The sequence below is a fragment of the Solidesulfovibrio magneticus RS-1 genome (assembly GCF_000010665.1).
GTDB classification, from domain to species: Bacteria; Desulfobacterota; Desulfovibrionia; order Desulfovibrionales; family Desulfovibrionaceae; genus Solidesulfovibrio; species Solidesulfovibrio magneticus.
On record NC_012796.1, the window covers coordinates 665542 to 685882 of the forward strand.

Consider the following 20341-nt stretch of genomic DNA (forward strand, 5'->3'; position numbering starts at 1 on the left):
CGGCCCTGTCCCGGAGCGCGGTCCCGCGCCGCCGGCTCTGATTCCCTCATCGGCCTTTCCTCCAGGCCGCCTCGTTGTCCGTCTAAGACCTTCACCGCCTAGTGCGGGAAGGATTTTTCACTGCTTCGACAGTCCCTGCCGGTCCTGGAACGCACCGCATTCGACAATTCCCCGTGGCTTCTTGCCGTTCTTGCGGCGAGGGTCGCCGAGTTCTTCGGCGGCTGTCGCTTTTTGACCCATTCGCCGGGCCAAATTGACCCATTTGTCCCTCGTTTGAAAAGAGCTTTTGTTTTCAGGGTGTTGCATGTCCTATGTCAAGACTGGCCGGAAGATGCGACGGTCACGCAGGGTCACCATGTCTGTCGTGCTTTGTTACGCTACACGGCAAAATATTCATGAATGGCCGTGTGCAATGGTGTCGTAGCATTGGCCTGTAAATTGCTGTTTCAGTGTGAGTGAATGTATTGTGTTGTGAAAAACATAGAATAAAAGCGTGCTATGTTCAAATTAACAGAGAAAGTTAGGCTTCAAGAAGGCGTTTGTGCAGGTGATTCCTTGTTCATGATTGCATCGTGTTAAGTTTAATACAACAGATTCCCGGCCGTATCCGGGGATGCAGGCCCGAGACAGAGGCTGTGGCCGGTCGGAAAGCCGGCAGTCGCCGGACAAGGTCCGGCCAACCAACAACCAACCGCAAGGGAAGAAGACGCGCCATGCAGGTGAGCCAAGAAGTCCTCCGGCACCGAAACGCCCCCATGCGTTCCATCCCCGTCCATCAGGCCTCGGGCATGGTCCTTTGCCACGACATCACCCGCATCGTGCCGGGCGAGGGCAAGGGGCCGGCCTTCCGCAAGGGCCACGTCATCGAGGACGGCGACATCGATACCTTGCTCAAGCTCGGCAAGGAACACCTCTACGTCTGGGATCTGGCCGATGGCTTCATCCACGAGGACGACGCCGCCGAGCGCATGGCCCGGGCCATCGCCGGCGAAGGCATCGTGCTGTCCGCCCCCTGCGAGGGCCGCATCAATCTGCTGGCCGCCCACGCCGGCCTGCTGTCCATCGACGCCGGCATCCTGCGCCGCCTCAATGGCATTGAGGAAGTGACCATCGCCACCCTGCACGGCAACGTCGTGGTGACCCCGGGCCAGATGCTGGCCGGCACGCGGGTGGTGCCGCTGGTGGTGGACGAGGCCAAGATCGAGGCCGTGGAGGCCGTGTGCGCCGCGTACGGCCCGGTGGTGCGGGTGCGTCCCTTCCGGCCGCTTAAGGTCGGCGTGGTGACCACCGGCGGCGAGGTCTACCACGGCCGCATCAAGGACGCCTTCGGACCCATCCTGCGCCGCAAGTTCGAGGCATTATCCTGCGCCGTCACGCGCCAGATCTTCGTCCCCGACGATCAGGACATGACCGTGCGGGCCATCGCCCGCCTCATCGACGAAGGGGCCGACATGATCGCCGTCACCGGCGGCATGTCCGTGGACCCCGACGATCTCACCCCGTCGTCCATCCGGGCGGCCGGCGGCGAGGTCGTGACCTACGGATCGCCGACCTTTCCCGGGGCCATGTTCATGCTGGCCTACGTCGGCGAGATCCCCGTGGTCGGGCTGCCGGGCTGCGTCATGTACCACAAGGCCAGCATCTTCGATCTGACCGTGCCGCGCCTGGTGGCCGGCGAATACCTGACCCGGGACGACATCGTGGAACTGGGGCACGGCGGCCTTTGCGCCATGTGTCCCGAATGCCGCTATCCCGCCTGCGGTTTCGGCAAGGGATAGGGCCTGGCCAAGGATCAAAGGCCGCGCGGACGGGAATCGGTTCCGGGCGCGGCATCGGCAACGCGACAAACCTCCAACCGAAACGGAGCGAGACGACATGCAGGAAAAAATTCTTATCGTGAACGGGATCGAGCGTAAAATCATCGCCGACCCGGAGGCCTTCCTGTCCGACGTGCTGCGCAACCAGCTGCACATGGTCGGCACCAAGGTGGGCTGCGCCCAGGGCCAGTGCGGCGCCTGCTCGGTCATCATCGACGGCAAGGTCACCCGCGCCTGCATCACCAAGATCCGCCGCGTCGCCGACTACGCCAACGTGACCACCATCGAAGGCATCGGCACCCCGGCCAACCTGCACCCGCTGCAGACCGCCTGGGTCGTCCACGGCGCGGCCCAGTGCGGCTTTTGCACCCCCGGTTTCATCATGTCCGCCAAGGGCCTTTTGGACGGCAATCCCAAGCCCACCCGCGAACAGGTGCGCGATTGGTTCCAGAAGCACAGAAACGTCTGCCGCTGCACCGGCTACATCCCGCTCGTCGACGCCGTCATGGACGCCGCCAAGGTGCTGCGCGGCGAAATGACCCTTTGCATCAACCACAACATGCCGGCCGACGGCAACGTGTTCGGTTCGCGCGCCCCGCGGCCCACCGGCGTGGCCAAGGTCACCGGCCAGTGGCTGTTCGGCGACGACCAGAAGAACATGCTGCCCCCGGGCACGCTGCATCTGGCCATTGTCGAAGCCCGCGTTTCCCATGCCAACGTCAAGGGCGTGGACACAGCCGAAGCCCTCAAGATGCCGGGCGTGCACAGCGTCATCACGGCCAAGGACGTCAAGGGCAAAAACCGCATCACCGGCCTCATCACCTTCCCCACCAACAAGGGTGACGGCTGGGATCGTCCCATCCTGTGCGACACCAAGGTGTTCCAGTACGGCGACGCCATCGCGCTGGTCGCGGCCGACTCCGAGGCCAATGCCCGCGCCGCCGCCGAGAAGGTGAAGGTCGACCTGGAAGTCCTGCCGGCCTACATGAGCGCCCCGGCGGCCATGGCCGACGACGCCATCGAAATCCACCCCGGCACCCCCAACACCTACTACGAGCAGAACCACGCCAAGGGCGCGGAAGTGGCCCCGTTCTTCGCCGATCCGGCCAAGTACGAAGTCATGGGCGGCGACTACTACACCCAGCGCCAGCCCCACCTGCCCATCGAGCCCGACGTCGGTTTCGCCTACACCAACGAAGAGGGCAAGCTGGTCATCCACTCCAAGTCCATCGGCCTGTACCTGCACCTGTACATGATCGCCCCGGGCCTGGGCGTCGAGCCCGAGAACCTCGTTCTCGTGCAGAACCCCACCGGCGGCACCTTCGGCTACAAGTTCAGCCCGACCATGGAAGCCCTGGTCGGCGTCGCCGCCATGGTCACCGGCCGTCCGGTGCACCTGCGCTACAACTACGCCCAGCAGCAGTACTACACCGGCAAGCGCTCCCCGTTCTGGACCAAGGGCAAGATCGCCGTGGACAAGGCCACCAAGAAGATCGTGGCTTCCGAAATGGAATGGATCGTGGACCACGGCCCCTATTCCGAGTTCGGCGACCTGCTCACCCTGCGCGGCTCCCAGTACTGGATGGCCGGCTACGGCATCCCCAACATGCGCGCCAAGGGCTACTGCGTGGCCACCAACCACGGCTGGGGTTCGGCTTTCCGCGGCTACGGCTCGCCGGAAATCATGTTCCCCTCCGAGTGCCTCATGGACGAAATGGCCGAGAAGCTCGGCATGGATCCCCTGGAATTCCGGTATGTGAACGTGTATCGCCCGGGCGACACCACCCCCACCGACCAGGTGCCCGATTCCTGGACCCTGCCGGAGATGATCGACATCCTGCGTCCCAAGTACAAGGAAGCCCTGGCCAACGCCAAAAAGAACTCCACCGCCACCCATAAAAAGGGCGTTGGCGTGGCGATTGGCATCTACGGCTCCGGCCTTGACGGTCCGGACTCCGCCGGCGCCGACGCCGAGCTCAATGCCGATGGTTCAGTGACCATCTACAACACCTGGCAGGATCACGGCCAGGGTTCCGACGCCGGCACCGTCGGCTTCGCCCACGAGGCTTTGAAGCCCCTGGGCATCCCGGCCTGCAAGATCAAGCTGGTGCTCAACGACACGAGCAAGTGCCCCAACTCCGGCCCGGCCGGCGGCTCGCGCTCCAACGTCGTGGTCGGCCAGGCCATCAAGAACGGCTGCGAGCAGCTCGTGGCCGCCATGAAGAAGGCCGACGGCACGTTCCGCACCTACGACGAAATGGTCAAGGAAGGCCTCAAGACCCGCTACAACGGCACCTGGACCGCCCCGGCCAAGGACTGCGACGCCAACGGCCTCGGTTCGCCCTTCTGCTGCTACATGTACGGCGTGTTCCTGGCCGAAGTGACCGTGGAACTGGCCACCGGCAAGACCCAGGTCGACAAGATGGTCCTGGTCGAGGACATCGGCACGATAAACAACCGCCAGACCGTCGACGGCCAGAACTGGGGCGGCCTGGCCCAGGGCATCGGCCTGGCCCTCACCGAGGACTTCGAGGACATCAAGAAGCACTCCTCCCTGGCCGGCGCGGGCGTGCCTTACGCCAAGGACATCCCCGACGCCATGGAGCTGATCTACGTCGAATCGCCGCGTGAGCACGGCCCGTTCGGCAACTCGGGCGTGGGCGAAGTGCCCCTGTGCGGCCCGCACCCGGCCATCATCAACGCCATCTACAACGCCTGCGGCGTGCGCATCCGCCACCTGCCGGCCTACCCCGAGAAGGTGCTGGCCGGCCTCAAGGCTCTTGGCAAGTAAGATCGTTTCAAGCAACTTTGAAGTTCATGTCGTAACCGGACGGGGCGGACGCCAGGCGTTCGCCCCGTCTTGCAAACAGGGAAGGTCTTCATGGATCAGCAGGGTCTGCGCGATATCGAGTACCGTTGCATCCAGGAGGAGCAGCCCGCCTGCCAGGCCGCCTGTCCCCTCCATGTCGACGTCCGCAAGTTCATGGCCCAGGTCCGCTCCGGTGATTTCTCCGGGGCCCGCAAGACCCTGGACCGCACCCTGCCCCTGCCAACCGTCCTTGGCCGCGTCTGCGACCACCTCTGCCAGACCCGTTGCGTGCGCCTGCCCATTGACGCGGCTCTGGCCATGGGGTCGCTGGAGCGCGCCGTCCTGCAGGCCACCGGCCCGGCCGCCAAGCCCCTGTCCATGCCCGGCAAGGGCAAGCGCGCGGCCGTCATGGGCGGCGACGTCAGCGCCCTGACCGTGGCCTGGGACCTGGGCAAGAAGGGCTACGCCGTGGACATGTATTTCCCGGGCGACGCCCCGGGCGGGCATCTGCGGGCGCTTTCGCCCGAGATCCTCCCGCCGGCTGCCCTGGCCGCCGAGATCGAAATCATGGGCCGCATGAACGTGACGTTTCGTCCGGGCACGACCCTGGATGCGGCGCTCCTTGACCAGCTTTGCGCCGACAACGACGGCGTCTATGTCGAGGCCCTGTCCGTCCCGGCTCTTGGTCTGGCCAGGGACGACGTCGATTCTCTCACCCTGGCCCTGGCCGGGCGAGAGGGCGTTTTTTGCGGCGGTTTCGCCGCGCCCGGAGAGCCGCTCTCCGTCATTTCCCTGGCCGGCGACGGCCGCCGGGCCGCCGTGTCCCTGGACCGGCATCTGGCCGGCGTGTCCGTCACCGCCTCCCGCGAGCGCGAAGGGGCTTGTCCCACGCGCCTTTTCACCAACACCACCGGCGTCATCCCTTTGCCGGCCGTGGCTGCGGCCGATGCCGCCGCCGGCTTCACCCCGGACGAGGCCAAGGCCGAGGCCGCCCGCTGCCTGGACTGCCAGTGCCTGGAGTGCGTCAAGGCCTGCACGTACCTCGCCCGCTACAAAGGCTATCCCCGCGTCTACGCCCGCCAGATCTATAATAATCTTTCCATCGTCCAGGGCGCGCGGTCGTACAACCAGATGATCAATTCCTGCACCCTGTGCGGCCAGTGCGAGGAGCTGTGCCCGTCGGGCTTTTCCATGCCCGACCTCATCCTTTCGGCCCGGCGCGACATGGTATCGCGCGGCAAGATGCCGCTTTGGGCCCATGAGTTCGCCCTGGAGGATATGGCCTTTTCCCTGTCCGACGCCTTCCGCCTGATGCGGGCCGCGCCGGGCGAGACGACCTGCTCCCACCTCTTTTTCCCGGGCTGCCAGCTTGGCGGCGATCCGGCCGCCTCCGTGCCGGCCGTCTACGCCCACCTGCGCGCCGGCCTGGCCGGCGGCGTAGGGCTGGGCCTGGCCTGCTGCGGCGCGCCGGCCTTCTGGGCCGGCCGGCAGGATCTGGCCGAGGCGGCCATGACCGCCTTCCAGGCTGACTGGGAAGCCTTGGGCAAACCGCGCGTCATCGCCGCTTGTTCCTCTTGCCAGGCCACTTTCGCCCGCCTGGCCCCCGACATTCCCGTGGTCTCCCTGTGGCGCGTGCTCCTGGACGAAGCCGGGCTGCCCGCGCCCGCCGGCCAGCTTCCCGACGCGCCAGTGGCCATCCACGACGCCTGCACCGGCCGCCACGACGCCGCCGGGCTGGCCGCCGTGCGCGAGATTCTCGCCAAGCGCGGCGTCGCCGTCGAGGAGCTGCCCGCCTCGGGCAAGCTGGCCTCCTGCTGCGGCTTTGGCGGCCTGCAAGCCAACGCCCACCCGGAACTGGCCGCCGCCACCATCGCCCGGCGCGTGGCCGAAAGCCCGCGCGATTTCGTGGCCACCTGCTCCATGTGCCGCGACCGGCTGGCCGGGGCCGGCAAGCGGACCTTCCATCTGTTGGACCTACTTTTCCCGAGCAAGGCCGCCGATCCGGCCCGGCCCGATCCCGGCTTTTCCTACCGCCACGAGGCCCGGGTCCGGCTCAAGCGGGCCGTGCTGGAAACCTTCTGGAACGAGCCGGCCCCGCCCGACACGCCGCCGGCCGTGCGGCTCGTCATCCCCGACGCCGTGCGGGCTGTGCTGGAGGCCCGCCACGTGCTGGACACCGACTTGGCCCGGGTCGTGGCCTACGCCGAGGCCACGGGCCGCAAGTTCACCGACGCGGCAACCGGCCGCCATCTGGCCGGACTGGCCGGGGCGCGGGTCACCTACTGGGCGCTCTACGAAATGCTTGACGGCGTGGCCCACATACACGCCGGCTACAGCCACCGCATGAACGTCACCGGCGTGGACCGGCAGGAGGCGTAAGCGCCATGAACGACACCCCCACCTATCTGCCCGAGTCCGGCGACTGGAGCTGCGCCGCCTGCGGCGAGAAGCTGGCCCCCGCGCCGGTTGGCGTCACCTATCTGCAAGGCGGGTTCACCATCACGCTCATGACCTGCCCCAAGTGCGGGCTGTCGCTGGTGCCCGAGCATCTGGCCGTGGGCAAGATGTTCGAGGTGGAGCAGCTTCTGGAGGACAAGTAGTGCCCTTCGCCGCGCCCCTGACCGGCCCCGCGCCCTTTGCGCCGCCGGCCGGCCCCGGCCTCGGGGGCGGCCGGCCGGGCGAAAAGCCCTACGAACGCGCCGACGTGCGCCGGGCCACGGGCGGGGCCATCCGTCCGGGCGGGCTGGCGCTCACCGACCGCGCCCTGGACTTGCTGCCCTTTGCCGCCGGCGCAAGGCTCCTGGACTGCGGCTGCGGGGCCGGGGCCACCCTGGCCCGCCTGAGCGCCGCCGGCTTCCGGGCCGTTGGCTGCGACATCTCGGCGTTGCTCGCCGCCGAGGCGGCGGGCCGCGTCCCGGGCCGGGCGCTTCGGGCCGAAGCCTGCTGGTTGCCCTTTGCCTCGACCGTCTTTGAAGGCGTTTTTGGCGAATGTGTGCTCTCGGCCCTGGCCCGGCCCGAGGCCGCCCTGGAGGAGATCGCCCGGGTCCTTGTCCCGGGCGGCTATCTCGTCGTCTCCGATCTCTATCTGCGGGCCGGGTCGCCCGGCAGCGGGGGCGCGGGCGCGGGCTGCGCCGCCGGGGCCCTGCCCCGGGAAGTGGCCGAATCGCGCTTTGCCCGGCATGGGCTGCCTGCCGTGGTCTTCGAGGACCACACCCGCCACCTCATTGATCTTTCCTGCCGTCTTGTCCTCGAACTCGGTTCCGCCCGGGAGGTCATGGCCGTGCTGACCGGCCGGGAGCCGGGCTGCGCGGGAGACGGCCAAAAACCGCGTCTGGGCTACGGCCTGTGGATTTGCCGCAAGGAGGCGTGACCATGAATCCCACGCTGCTCGAAATCCTGCCCCTGGCCCACAAGGGCTACTGCTGCAGCCAGATCCTCATTCTCCTGGCCCTGGCCGCCCAGGGCCGCGAAAACCCGGAACTCGTCCGCGCCGCCATGGGCCTGTGCCACGGCATGGGCGGCACGGGCGGGGCCTGCGGCATCATGACCGGCGGCTGCCTGGCCCTGGGACTCTACACCGGCAAGGGCCGCGACGAGGAAACGCCCTTCGAACAAGGCGACGCCCTGGTGTCGGATTTCGTCGACTGGTTCAGCCAGCGCGCCCTGGACGACTACGGGGCCATCACCTGCGCTGCCATTTTAAGCGACGGCAAGCCCGACCCCACCCGCTGCGGCGGACTCATGGCCGACGCCTGGAACAAGATGCTCGAACTGCTCGTGGCCTACGGCCTCGACCCGTCCGAAGGGCGTGATTAGGACGAAGAGGAAGAGCGGGGGAAACCTTTCTGGAGAAAGGTTTCCCCCGGGCCCCCTTCCAAAGACTTTTAACGGGGGCTGGTGCGGGCGGCGGGAGAGCGTCGTCCGGCTGGAAGGAATACGGTATATGATGACGGCGACCGAGAGCGTTTGTCCGGTGTGTCTGGCCCGGTTGCCGGCATATCGCGAACAGGACGGCGACGACGGCTGGCTGGTGCGGACCTGCCCGAAGCACGGCCTGTTCCGTACGCGCTACTGGCACGGCCCGCCGGGGCCCCAAGGCTGGGATCGGCCGAAAATCCCCAAGCCCGGGACCGAACCTCTTGGCACGGCCCCGGGGCCGGGCTGTCCCTACGTCTGCGGCCTGTGCCCGGAGCACCACCAGCGCACCTGCACCGTGGTCCTGGAAGTGACCGGCCGCTGCAACCTCGGCTGCCCGGTCTGCTTTGCCGACGCCGGCAGCGCCAGCGCGCCCGATCCAAGCCTGGCCGACATCGCGGCGCGCCTCGTCCAGGCCCGCCAGCAGGCCGGACCGGCCAATCTGCAAATATCGGGCGGCGAACCGACCATGCGCGCCGATCTGCCGGACATCGTGGCCGCCGCCAAAGCCGCCGGGTTTCCCTTTGTCCAGCTCAATACCAACGGCTTGGCCCTGGCCGCAGACGCCGCCCTGGCCCCGCGCCTGGCGGCGGCCGGCCTGGATTCGGTCTTTTTGCAATGTGACGGCGTGTCCGACGCAGTCCATACGGCCCTTCGCGGCCGGCCCCTGGCCCGGGAGAAGCGCGCGGCCATGGAGGCTTGCGCCGCCGCCAGGCTTGGCCTGGTGCTGGTGGCGACCTTGGTCCCGGGCGTCAACGTGGCCGAGGTCGGCGAACTGGTGCGGCTGGCGGCAAAGCTCGCCCCGGGCGTGCGGGGGGTGCATTTCCAGCCGGCCGCCTGCTTTGGCCGCTATCCCGGCGACGGGGCCAGCGCCCCGCGCTTGACCCTGCCCGAACTCCTGGCCGCCCTGGAGGCGCAAACCGGCGGAGAACTGCGCGCCGACGATTTCCATGCCCCGTGCTGCGAGCATTCCCTGTGCTCTTTTTCCGCCTCCTTCTTCGTGGGCCCGGACGGTCGGCTGGCCGTATCCGGCGGCGGGAACTGCTGCGACACGGGGGCGGCTGCCATCCCGGCCGAGGACGGGGCGCGCCAGTCCATGGCCTTTGTCGCCCGCCAGTGGGGGCCGGCCAAGGCCGCGCCCGAGCCGGCCGCCATCTGCGACGATTTCGACCGTTTCCTGGCCACCGCCGCCAGCCGGCCCAAACTGAGCGTCTCGGCCATGGCCTTCATGGACGCCTGGACCCTGGACCTGGAGCGGGCGCGCGGCTGCTGCATCCATGTGGCCGTGCCGGACGGCCGGCTCATTCCCTTTTGCCTCTACAATCTGACCGCCGCCGACGGGACGGCGCTGTATCGCCCAAAACCATGCGCGTAAGCCCCTTTGACGCCTGGATCGCCACGGCCATCGGCCAGGACGGCGACACCCCGGACCCGGCCCGGCTGGTCGACTGGCAGCTTTCCGCCCTGGGCCGCGCCCTGGACCACGCTCGCAAGGCCCCGTTTTACCGCGACCGGCTGGCCCAGCTGCCGCCCGGGTTTCCCGAGAGCTTCGAGGCCTTCGCCGGGCTTGCGACCACCACGCCGGCCGATCTGGCCGCCCAGTTTCCGCGTTTCCTGGCCGTGCCCCAGGACGCGGTCGCCCGCATGGTCACCGTGGCCACCTCGGGCACCACCGGTCCGCCCAAGCGCATGGGCCTGACCGACGTCGACCTCGCCGAAACGCTTGCGTGTTTCCAGGTGGTCATGGCCGTGACGCTCAATCCCGGCGAGAGGGTGCTGATCCTGTTTCCGGCCGACAAGCCCGACAGCGTGGGCGACCTCATCGGCCGGGGGATGCGCCGGCTCGGGGCATTGCCGGTGTTCGGCGACCCGACGGGCAACCCGTCGCGGCTGGCCGAGGCTTTAAACGCCCATCGGCCGGCCAGCCTCATTGCCGCGCCGTCCCAGCTCCGCGCCGCCCTGGAGGACCTCGCCGCCATGCAGGCCGCCCGGGAGACGCTGCGCTCGGTGGTCTACGCCTCGGATTTCCTTTCGCCGGAGCTTCGCGAGCGCACGGCGGCTCGGTTTGGCTGCCGCGTCTTCGACTATTACAGCGCCACGGAAATGGCCTACGGCGGCGGCATGGAATGTCTGGCCGGGGTCGGCTACCATCTGCGCGAGGCGCAGCTCTATTTCGAGGTGCTTGATCCTCGCTCCGACGTCGCCCTGGCCGAGGGACAGGTGGGGGAGGTGGCCTTCACCACCCTGACACCGCGCGGCGTGCCGCTGGTGCGTTACCGCACCGGCGACGCGGCGGCCATGCTGCCCGGGCCGTGCCCGTGCGGCAGTCCGCTGCGGCGGCTGGGGCCGATCCTTGGACGCATCGAAAAAACTTCCGACGGCTTTGCCGTCGTCACCCCCGACAAGGGAAAGGGCAGGGCATGATCGAACTGATTGCCGGCATAAACGACCGTTTGTCCCGGGGCGAGGCCCTGGCCGCCGTCACCATCGTCACCAACGAAGGCTCCACGCCGCGCACGGCCGGCTCCAAGATGCTGGTCTTTGCCGACGGCTCCATCGCCGGCACCGTGGGCGGCGGCCTGGGCGAGGGCATGGCCATCGCCGCCGCCAAGGAAACGCTCTCCGCCGGTCCGTCGCGGCTTCTGGGCATCGACATGACCGGCCAGGCCTCGGCCGGGGCCGATCTCATCTGCGGCGGCCGGATGCGGGTGTTTATCGAGCGCATCGACCCCGACGACGCCACCAAGGCGCTGTTCGCCGCCCTGGCCGGCCATCTGGCCGCCGGGCGCGGCTGCCTCATCGTGGCCCGCATCGGCGACGGGGCCAGCGGCCGGGCGCTCATCGCGCCGGACGGCGTTCTTGGTGACGCTGTACCGCCCGAGGTGCTGGAAGCCGCCCGCAAGCAAGGCCGGGGCATCGCCGCGCCCATCTGTTTCGAGGCGGCCGGAGTACCGTGGGTGCTGGAGCCGGCCCTGGCCCGCGATCCGCTCTATATTTTCGGCGGCGGCCATGTGTCGCGTCCGACCTGCCACATGGCGGCCCTGGTGGGCTTTGGCGTCACGGTCTTCGACGACCGCCCGGAATTCGCCAACCCCGAGCGTTTCCCCGACGCCCGGGAGACCATGGCTTACAAGGAGTTGGCCGACTGTTTCGCGGGCCGCCCCTTTGAAGAGAGCGCCTCGGTGGTCATCGTCACGCGCGGCCACGCCCAGGACAAGGACGCCCTGGCCTTGGCGCTGCGGACGCGGGCCGGCTACATCGGCATGATCGGCAGCGTGGGCAAGCGGGATTCGGTTTACGAACGGCTTCGCGCCGAGGGTTTCACCGCCGTCGACATCGCCCGCTGCCATTCGCCCATTGGCCTGGAGATCGAGGCCGAGACGCCGGAGGAAATCGCGGTCAGCATCGTGGCCGAGCTGATCGCCTGCCGGGCGGCGCGGCGGGGGTAGGCGTCGGCAGCCGGGCTTTGCGCCTGGACAGCCGTCCGCCCTTGCGACGTGGTGGCTCCCGGGGTAGACCACTACAGCGAAGCGGCAGACTGCGGCATGGTTGCGGCTTGTCTGTCGCGCCCGGCGACAGTGCGCCCGGCGCGGTTGGGATGCCGCGCGTTTTGGCCGGGAAGCACCAGCCGCGTCAGGCAAGAGCGCTTTTCAGGACCCCCTCATGAAGATCGATATTGTTGCCAATGGCCAACTTCTCGACGTTTCAATAGGATTGGATGCAAAGCGGTCCTTTTCCTGCGTCCTGTCTCCGCCTGACGGCGATGTGACGTTCGTGGATGTGTTGCCTGAAGTCTATGAGATTTACACCAATATCCTCGGCGTCAATTTCGAAGAAAGCGAGCAGAAAGGAAAACCGGTCCGATGCGGCAAGGGCTGCGTCAGCTGCTGTCATCAGCTGATCACGGTGTCCGTTCATGAAGCGCTGTTGCTGACGCATATCGTTGGCCTGCTGCGTCAGGAAGAGCAGCAGCGGATACAGTCGACCTTTGAGGGTAGCTTGAAGCGCCTTGAAGAAGCCGGCTTGTTGCGCGATCTGTTGCATTCGCATGTGAATGCGTTTGAAGACAGGGCGCTGGTTGTTGGTGCGCAAAAACGGTACTGGTCGCTCGGGTTGGCCTGTCCGTTCCTGCTTGGCGACACCTGTGCCATATATCCCTGTCGACCGTTTATTTGCCGGCAGTATGGCGTCAGTTCCGACCCGGAACATTGCGGGCAGGTTTTCCAGAAGGACCACCTTATCGAAAGGATCAGGCTGTCCCACGACTTCGGCAGCGCGGCGGCCTCCTTCGACGGGCTTGAGGCGATAAAGACCCGGACAATACCCTTGCCGGCGATTTTTCTGGTTCATGGGATGCTGCATTGCTTTGAGCGCCCCAAAGCGACGGCGGAAGTCATGATTGCGCGATTCTTGCGCCACGTTGACAAGCATTTCAGCAGGTGATTTCACGGTCTTTTATCTGGAAGGCGCTCCTGCCGTTCCTCCCTCCTCCGCCGCGAGCAAATCCCTGAGCGCGATTTCGAGCGTCCGTTTGCCGTCGCCGGTATCGTTCGCTGTCGTTCGCTCATTCGCCCATGGAGAGAAGCCGGGACGCCGGAAGAAATCGCGGTCAGTGTCCTGGCGGAACTGCTTGTCGAGAGGCGGTCAGAAAAGGCTGGTTTGTCGCACGTCGCGGAGCCCCTCGCCATGGTCAGGAGGGGCTGAAGGCATTGGAAGGATGAAGAAACAAAAGGAGAGACTACGACTGGCCAAAGGTTGCGATACTGTTGCCTTTGTGTTTCTTTGCATTATACATGGCAACGTCGGCTTCCTTCATCAATGCGTCAGGAAGCTGGGGGTATTCTAAGTTGAAGCGAGCGAGGCCGACGCTCATCGTGACGGGGGAGTTTCCTTTGTTTGTGTCGAACCTTTTCGTCAGCCTTTCAATGACCTCCTTTGCTTTGGCAAGATCGACATTAGCGATGATGACAGCAAATTCATCGCCGCCAATTCGTGCGCCAAGGTCTTCGGCCCGCAAGGACTCACGCACGGCCTCGGCCATGCAAATCAAAATCCTATCGCCTTCCTGATGTCCAAGCGTATCATTGGCCTGCTTGAAATTGTCAAGGTCGATATAGGCCAGGACGAACTCTTCTTTGTGTCGAAGTGATCGGGCTACTTCTCTTCTCAATGCATCAAAGAACGCTCTTCTGTTGTTGAGTTGTGTCAATGCGTCCGTTCGCGCGAATTCAATGAGTTCCTTTGTTCTCGAAGACACCTCTTCTTCAAGGCTTTTAGCGTAGTTCTCCAGCTCGATCTTGCTGTTGGTGACTTGCTTGACAAGAGCATGAATATAGGTGTCCATGACCAGGGTCAGGTCGAAAAGGATGATTTTTTCAAGAGCCCCCAAGATGCCGTGACAAGTGCTGCACTGCTTGTTTGCGGAAAGCTTGCTGGTCAATCGTTCTCGTAATATTTGAAAGAGCGTACGAATGGAAGAGATGTAGAGCATCGGCGGAACGCCGATGCGGTCGTGGACCAAGCCTATTCTGAGGCGTGAGAGAACGTATACGTCGTCGTAAGTTCCAGAAAACATGTCTAAAATGTAGTTCGACATGTGGTGTTTCAATCGCCCGAGCGTGCCGGAGTCTCCAATTGTCCTTTCGATCTCGGGTTTGGTGACTTGATCGTCATAGAACTCATCAACAATTGAAGACACAATAAGGCCTATATCTAGTTTTAATTCAGCCAGGGTTTGGGCGTCTTCTTCCGTAAACCCCAGAAGCTCTTTGCGCCTGCGGATATCTTGCCGCGTAATCTTTAACTGAACAGCCAAATCCTGGTCTGTCAGGTTCATAGATATTCCTCTTTAACGGCGATATTGGATGCTTTTTGCTTTTTGCTTTTTGATGCTATGCAACAATAGGGAAACGCGCAAGGTGTTCTCCATTCTTTCTTGTTATTACGCTTTTGAAATCATCCCCACGCGAACTATCGCCTCCCCCGTCCCTCCCGCCGCCGCGACCAGATCCTTAGGCGCGATTTCGAGCGTCCTGTCCGACCGCCCCAACCCGCAATAGAGCGTGGGCGTGATCGTCAGCACGTCCGCATCCACCAAGAGCTTCCCCCGTCCTTCGGCCAGCAGCGGCGACACGCTGCCCGGCGCGACGCCAAGGCGGGTCATGACTTCCTCGGGCGACAGCGCCGCCAGATCCCTTCTCCCTACGCCAAGCAGGCCGGCCAGGGCCGGATAGGCCACCCGGCGCGTGCCGCGAAGGGCGGCCAGGACCAGCCCGCCGCTGCGCAGGGCAAAGGCGATGGTTTTCACGATGCGGGAAGTGTCAAAGTCAAGATTGGCCTCGGCTTCGGCCACGGTGCGGGTGGGAGCGTGGACGTGGACGACGTGGGGCAGGCCGGTCTGGGCGAGGCGCTCGACCAGATGGCGGAAAACGTCCTGCGACGGGTCGGGATATGGTGCGTGCGTCATGGCCGGGGTTCTGCCCCGTTGCGTCGCGGGATGCAAGAAAATGCGCCTGTTCCCTTTACGCATCCGTGCCAAGGCGCTACTGCTGCTATGACGCAAATGGGTTTTGCGGCAGGAGGACGAACATGGCGCGACAGGCAAAAGGCTGGAGCCCGTATCTGGCCGGGGCGCTTTCGGGGCTGGTGTCGGTGGGGTCGGTGTGGGTCGCCGGCAAATATCTGGGCGCGTCCACCACCTTCGTTCGCGGCGCGGGCCTGGCCGAACGGCTCTACGCCCCGGATGTGGTGACGACGCTGGCGTATTATATCAAGGAAAAGCCCATTATCGACTGGCAGTTTCTGTTCGTGCTGGGCATCGCCCTGGGCGCGTTTGTCGCGGCCAAGGCCAGCGGCGATTTCAAGGTGCAGCTCGTGCCGGACACCTGGCGGGCGCGGTTTGGCGACGGGATCGGGCTGCGGGCCTTGGCCGCCTTCGTCGGTGGGGCCGTGGCCATGTTCGGGGCGCGGCTGGCCGACGGCTGCCCCAGCGGGCATGGGCTGTCGGGCATGTCGCAGCTCGCCGTCTCGGGCTATCTGGCCGGGGCGGGCTTTTTCGCCGGGGGCATCCTCATGGCCCGGCTGCTCTATCGGGGGAAATGACATGGAGCTCGTTTTCGGACTCGTGACCGGCGTCCTTTTCGGTTTCCTCCTGCAACGGGGGCAGGTGCTGCGCTACGACGTGCAGCTCGGGGCGCTGCGGCTTAAGGACATGACCATCGTCAAGTTTATGCTCTCCCACATCATGGTGGCCATGGTGGGGATTTACCTCTTAAACGATCTCGGGCTGGTGAAGCTGTCGCTCAAGGCCACCGTGGTCGGGGCCAACGCCCTTGGCGGGCTTATTTTCGGCCTGGGCTGGGGGCTGGTCGGCTACTGCCCGGGCACGTCGCTGGGGGCCGTGGGCGAAGGGCGGCTTGATGCCCTGGCCGCCATCGCCGGCATGCTCGTGGGCGCGGGCATCTTCGCCCGGGCCTACGACGGGCTGCTGCCCACGGTCTACACCTGGGGCGACTACGGCAAGATCACCTTGGCCGGCGTCCTTGGCGTCAACCACTGGCTGGTCATCGCCATCCTTATCGTCGCCTTCGCGGCTATTTTGCGGTTCATTGAGCGCAAGGGGCTGTAGCGACGCGGTCAGGCCGGGGCCAACCGGCAATGCATCGCCGTGTTTGCGGTCTCGTGGGCCGTCCGTCCCTTGATTTGGCGGGCCAACTCGGCCAGAATAGGAGACTTTCCCGCCCCGGTCGCGCCCGCCTTGGCGGGTTGTCCGCGCCCGTGGCGCGCGTCCTTTGGAAGGGCGGCGGTATTTTCAGACAGACGTTTACAAACGGCCTCGGTTGAGGCCGCCTGCTTCGCAACCCGCAAACGGAGGACAGGCCGATGGCGGTTTTCAACTGCAAAAACGCCGACGACGTGCTGCGCGCCGTCAAGGATTACAACGTTTCCTTCATCCAGTTCTGGTTCATTGACGTGCTGGGGGTGCTCAAAAGCTTCCAGATTACGCCCCGGGAGCTGGAAAACGCCTTTGAAGAGGGCATGGGCTTCGACGGCTCGTCCATCACCGGTTTCACCAAGATCCAGGAATCGGACATGGTGGCCTTCCCGGACCCGGCCACCTTTCAGTTGGTGGCCTGGCGTCCGTCCGACCGACCGGTGGCCCGGCTTTTTTGCGACGTGAAAAACCCCGACGGCACGCCGTTTGCGGCCGACTCGCGCTACGTGCTCAAGCGGATGCTCAAAAAGGCTGCCGACCTGGGCTACACCTATTACGTCGGCCCGGAGTTGGAGTTCTTCCTTTTCGCCAACTCCACCGAGCCCAAGATCCTCGACCACGGTGGCTACTTTGACGCGCCGCCGCGCGATCTGGCCAACGACGTGCGCCGCGACATCAACTTCGCCCTGGAATCCATGGGCGTGGCCGTGGAATACAGCCACCACGAGGTCGCCCCGAGCCAGCACGAGATCGACCTGCGCTATCAGGAAGGCCTGATCATGGCCGACTACGCCCAGACCTACCGGGTGGTGGTCAAGGAAGTGGCCCGCAAGCACGGCTGTTACGCCACGTTCATGCCCAAGCCCCTTTTCGGCGAAAACGGCTCGGGCATGCACTGCCACCAGTCGCTTTTCCGGGGAGCCAAGAACGCCTTTTACGACGCCTCCGACCCCTACCATCTGTCCGGCGAGGCCAAGGGATTTATCGCCGGCCTTTTGCGCCACGCCCCGGAATTCACGCTCATCACCAACCAGTGGGTCAATTCCTACAAGCGGCTGGTGCCGGGCTACGAAGCCCCGGTCTACATCGCCTGGGCCCGGCGCAACCGCTCGGCCCTGGTGCGGGTGCCCATGTACAAGCCCGGCAAGGAATCGGCCACGCGCATCGAGCTGCGCAGCCCGGACCCGGCCTGCAACCTCTACCTGTCCTTCGCCGCCATGCTCGGGGCGGGCCTTAAGGGCATCGAGGAAGGCTACACGCTCTCCGACCCCATCGAGGAGAACATCTTCAAGATGACTGACGAGGAGATGGAGGAAAAGGGCGTGACCTCGCTGCCGGGCAGCCTGCGCGAGGCCGTGGACAATCTGGAGAAAAGCGAACTCATGCGCGAGGTGCTGGGCGACCATCTCCACGCCGCGCTGGTGGAGAACAAGAAGGCCGAGTGGGACGCCTACCGCACCCAGGTCACGGAGTGGGAGATCGAGCGGTATCTGCCGATTTTGTAAGCTGTCGCCGACAACGACCAAGGCCGCCTTCGGGCGGCCTTTTGCATGGTTTGGGCAGACGGGGCCGGGTTTTGTCTTGCCAGTGCCCGGGGCCTGTGCAAAACACAGGCGTTCGTTTGCAACAAGCCACAGTCGCATCCGCCAGAACGGCGGCGCGAGGACCTATTTTTCGAGGGGGGCCGGCCGCCAGGCGGCAGGAAGGCCGGCCGCGCATACTGTCCGGGGACGGAGGGCGCGGCTTACGTCCTGCCATGTTCATGGACCGGGCACGCCCGGGTCCAGGGGCGACAAACGCCCCGTTCGGCATTGCCGGACGGGGCGTTTGTCTTTCTGGCCGGATCGGCCTTTTCTCTTGCGCCCTTCACCTTTTCCGCCCGCTTGTGGCTCTCCCCCCCGCCACGGACAGCCAGGGGGTCCGGGGGGATTATCCCCCCGGCGTGTCCGGGCAGGGCCCGGCGGGTCCAGGGCAGCGCCCTGGCGCCCTGTCGCCCGGCTTATTTGCCGGCGACGGCGGCGGCGGCTTTTTTGTGGCGCAGGTATTCGATCACGCCGGGCAGCACCGAGATGACGATGATGGCCAGCACGACGATGCTGAAATTGCGCTTGATAAACGGCATGTTGCCGAAGAAAAAGCCGGTGTAGACGAAAAAGGTGACCCAGATCACCGCGCCGCCGATGCTGTAGACCAAAAACTGCGGATAGCTCATGCGGGCGATGCCGGCCACGAAGGGGGAAAACGTGCGCACGATGGGCACGAACCGGGCCAGGATGATGGTCTTGCCGCCGTGCTTCTCGTAGAAGGCGTGGGCGCGCAGCAGGTATTCTTTCTTGAAAAAGCGGGTCTTTTCACGCTCGAACACGGCCGGGCCGACGCGGCGGCCGATCCAGTAATTGAGATTGTCGCCGATAAACGCGGCGGACACGAGCAGGATGCATATCAGGTGCGGATTGAGCACCCCGCCGGCGCACAAGGCCCCGGTGGCGAAGAGCAGGGAATCGCCGGGCAAAAACGGCGTAACGACAAGGCCTGTTTCGCAAAAGACGATCATGAATAAAATGAAGTAGGTCCACGTGCCGTAGTCGGCGGCGAGGGCGTTTAAATACTTGTCGACGTGGAGAACCATGTCGACAAGTTGCATGACCAGATCCATGACGGCTCCTTATGTGCTGTTCGGGATGGGCCAGAACCTATGCAGGGCTTGGCCGTTTGGCAAGGGCGTTTCGCGGCTGGCCCGGCCCGGCGTCGTCCCGGGGGGAGGCGCGGAGCCGGGGCTTTTCAAGGCGTTGCCGGCACGATAGGGTGTGGGCATGGCGGTTTGCGACACGGATACGGCAAAGGGATCGGGACGCAGTTTCCGACTGGTGTGCGAGGCTGGCGAGCGGGACCTCGTGGAGGCTTTTCTGGGGGCCACGGGGCATGTGGCCGAGGCGGAGCCGTTTTCGCCGTGGTGCCGGCGCGTGACGGCCGAACCCACGGCCCTGGGCGCGTCGCTGGCGGCGCGCTTTGGCTACATCCACATCCAGGACCGTTCGTCCATGCTGCCGCCGCTGCTGCTTGATCCACCGGCCGGGGCGCGGGTGCTGGACATGTGCGCCGCGCCGGGCGGCAAGACGGGTTTTCTGGCCCAGCTCGTGGGGCCGACGGGCTTTGTGCTGGGCAACGAACCCTCGCCCGACCGGCTGGCCACGTTGCGCCAGACGCTGTTTCGGGAAAGCCTCGCCAACACAGCCACCTGCTCGTTCGCCGATCTTTCGCCCCAACTGCCGGCCGGCTCGTTTACCCATATTTTGCTCGATCCGCCGTGCAGCGGCTGGGGCACCCTGGACAAGAATCCGCAGGCAGCCAAGATTTGGGCCGGGGACAAGGTCGCGCCCCTGGTGGCGCTGCAGCGCAAGCTTTTGGCCACGGCCGCCGCGCTTCTGGCCCCGGGCGGGCGGGTGCTCTATTCCACCTGCACCACCAACGTGGCCGAAAACGAGGACCAGACGCGCTTTGCCCTGGACGAGCTGCCCCTGCGCCAGATTCCCCTGGCCGCGCCGGCCGGGTTCGTGTTCGAGGCTCCGCATCGGGGCGACGTGTCCGGGGTGCTTCGGGTGGACAGCGCGGCCAGCGCCGCCCAGGGCTTTTACCTGGCGCTCTTCGAGAAGGTCGGCGGCGAGGCGCACGATCCCGACGACGGGGTGTTTCCGGGCGAGCCCGTGCCGCGTGCGGCGATTGCGGCCGCCGGCTGCGAGCCTTCGGGCTTGCCGCCCGGGGTGGTGCGGTCTTTTGGCGACAAGGCCTTTTTTCTCCATGCCGGGGCGGCCTGGCTGCCGGCCGGCTTTCGCTACCAGGGCTTTGCCGTGGGTTCGTTTCGCTCCAGGGTGTTTCGGCCCCATGGACGGGCGCGGCTGCTTATGGGACGCGGCGGGCCGGGCTTGAACGAGGAAGCGCTTTCCCGTATCGAGGCGCTGCTCGCCGGCCAGAGCCTGCCGGCCGGCGATCTGCCGGCCCGGCCGGGACTGTACTGGCGCGGGCTGCCGCTGGGATTTTTGACTAAGAAGGGTTCCCGGGCCTTGTGGTCCGACCGATAAGTCTTTT

The 20341-nt window shown here is 65.7% G+C and carries 18 protein-coding genes; 14 read left to right on the forward strand and 4 right to left on the reverse strand.

Annotated elements, in window-relative coordinates; genetic code table 11:
- Positions 1 to 117: 117 nt before the first annotated feature.
- Positions 118 to 306, reverse strand: coding sequence for a hypothetical protein (locus DMR_RS25180; protein WP_148208343.1), 189 nt, complete (start codon positions 304 to 306; stop codon positions 118 to 120).
- A gap of 449 nt (positions 307 to 755) precedes the next feature.
- On the opposite strand from DMR_RS25180, the gene DMR_RS02805 reads away from it, so the two are divergent.
- The 10 genes from DMR_RS02805 (at position 756) to DMR_RS02850 (ending at position 12984) form a co-directional block, all read left to right on the forward strand.
- On the forward strand, positions 756 to 1778 hold the full coding sequence (locus DMR_RS02805; RefSeq protein WP_012750169.1) for a molybdopterin-binding protein: 1023 nt from the start codon (positions 756 to 758) through the stop codon (positions 1776 to 1778).
- A gap of 97 nt (positions 1779 to 1875) precedes the next feature.
- The gene (locus DMR_RS02810) at positions 1876 to 4608 is read left to right on the forward strand and encodes a molybdopterin-dependent aldehyde oxidoreductase (protein ID WP_012750170.1); all 2733 of its coding nucleotides are present in this window, start codon (positions 1876 to 1878) and stop codon (positions 4606 to 4608) included.
- A gap of 90 nt (positions 4609 to 4698) precedes the next feature.
- Positions 4699 to 7005 (forward strand): pyridine nucleotide-disulfide oxidoreductase/dicluster-binding protein, encoded by a 2307-nt coding sequence (locus DMR_RS02815; RefSeq protein WP_012750171.1) that lies wholly within the window; start codon positions 4699 to 4701, stop codon positions 7003 to 7005.
- Positions 7006 to 7010: 5 nt separating this feature from the next.
- On the forward strand, positions 7011 to 7226 hold the full coding sequence (locus DMR_RS02820; RefSeq protein WP_012750172.1) for a DVU_1557 family redox protein: 216 nt from the start codon (positions 7011 to 7013) through the stop codon (positions 7224 to 7226).
- A complete protein-coding gene (gene trsM, locus DMR_RS02825; RefSeq protein ID WP_012750173.1) occupies positions 7226 to 7996 on the forward strand; it encodes a DVU_1556 family methyltransferase in 771 nt (256 codons plus the stop codon). Before DMR_RS02820 ends, trsM begins: the two co-directional genes overlap by 1 nt.
- 2 nt (positions 7997 to 7998) lie before the next feature.
- Positions 7999 to 8442, forward strand: coding sequence for a DVU_1555 family C-GCAxxG-C-C protein (locus tag DMR_RS02830; RefSeq protein ID WP_043599922.1), 444 nt, complete (start codon positions 7999 to 8001; stop codon positions 8440 to 8442).
- Between the two features lie 127 nt (positions 8443 to 8569).
- Positions 8570 to 9916 carry a radical SAM (seleno)protein TrsS gene (trsS, locus tag DMR_RS02835; RefSeq protein ID WP_012750175.1) on the forward strand — a complete coding sequence of 449 codons (1347 nt, stop codon included), beginning with the start codon at positions 8570 to 8572 and terminating at the stop codon, positions 9914 to 9916.
- A complete protein-coding gene (locus tag DMR_RS02840; protein ID WP_012750176.1) occupies positions 9907 to 10965 on the forward strand; it encodes a DVU_1553 family AMP-dependent CoA ligase in 1059 nt (352 codons plus the stop codon). Before trsS ends, DMR_RS02840 begins: the two co-directional genes overlap by 10 nt.
- Complete coding sequence (locus DMR_RS02845; protein WP_012750177.1) at positions 10962 to 11990, forward strand: XdhC family aldehyde oxidoreductase maturation factor; 1029 nt, start codon at positions 10962 to 10964, stop codon at positions 11988 to 11990. Before DMR_RS02840 ends, DMR_RS02845 begins: the two co-directional genes overlap by 4 nt.
- 214 nt (positions 11991 to 12204) lie before the next feature.
- Positions 12205 to 12984: a YkgJ family cysteine cluster protein gene (locus DMR_RS02850; protein ID WP_043599925.1), complete on the forward strand. Its 780-nt coding sequence runs from the start codon at positions 12205 to 12207 to the stop codon at positions 12982 to 12984.
- Positions 12985 to 13279: 295 nt separating this feature from the next.
- On the opposite strand, the gene DMR_RS02855 is transcribed toward DMR_RS02850, so the two are convergent.
- A complete protein-coding gene (locus DMR_RS02855; protein ID WP_012750179.1) occupies positions 13280 to 14377 on the reverse strand; it encodes a GGDEF domain-containing protein in 1098 nt (365 codons plus the stop codon).
- A gap of 105 nt (positions 14378 to 14482) precedes the next feature.
- Complete coding sequence (locus DMR_RS02860) at positions 14483 to 15007, reverse strand: YbaK/EbsC family protein (protein WP_052278941.1); 525 nt, start codon at positions 15005 to 15007, stop codon at positions 14483 to 14485.
- Positions 15008 to 15129: 122 nt separating this feature from the next.
- On the opposite strand from DMR_RS02860, the gene DMR_RS02865 reads away from it, so the two are divergent.
- From DMR_RS02865 to DMR_RS02875, 3 genes are all read left to right on the forward strand, one after another.
- Positions 15130 to 15642, forward strand: coding sequence for a YeeE/YedE thiosulfate transporter family protein (locus DMR_RS02865; RefSeq protein WP_012750181.1), 513 nt, complete (start codon positions 15130 to 15132; stop codon positions 15640 to 15642).
- Between the two features lies 1 nt (position 15643).
- Positions 15644 to 16168: a DUF6691 family protein gene (locus DMR_RS02870; RefSeq protein WP_012750182.1), complete on the forward strand. Its 525-nt coding sequence runs from the start codon at positions 15644 to 15646 to the stop codon at positions 16166 to 16168.
- A 254-nt stretch (positions 16169 to 16422) separates the two neighbouring features.
- The gene (locus DMR_RS02875; protein ID WP_012750183.1) at positions 16423 to 17760 is read left to right on the forward strand and encodes a glutamine synthetase family protein; all 1338 of its coding nucleotides are present in this window, start codon (positions 16423 to 16425) and stop codon (positions 17758 to 17760) included.
- 494 nt (positions 17761 to 18254) lie between these two features.
- Here the strand turns inward: DMR_RS02875 and DMR_RS02880 are convergent, their stop codons facing one another.
- A complete protein-coding gene (locus DMR_RS02880) occupies positions 18255 to 18911 on the reverse strand; it encodes a DedA family protein (RefSeq protein WP_012750184.1) in 657 nt (218 codons plus the stop codon).
- 157 nt (positions 18912 to 19068) lie between these two features.
- Here DMR_RS02880 and DMR_RS02885 point away from each other — a divergent pair, with 157 nt between their 5' ends.
- Positions 19069 to 20334 (forward strand): RsmB/NOP family class I SAM-dependent RNA methyltransferase, encoded by a 1266-nt coding sequence (locus tag DMR_RS02885; RefSeq protein WP_043599928.1) that lies wholly within the window; start codon positions 19069 to 19071, stop codon positions 20332 to 20334.
- Positions 20335 to 20341 lie beyond the last annotated feature (7 nt).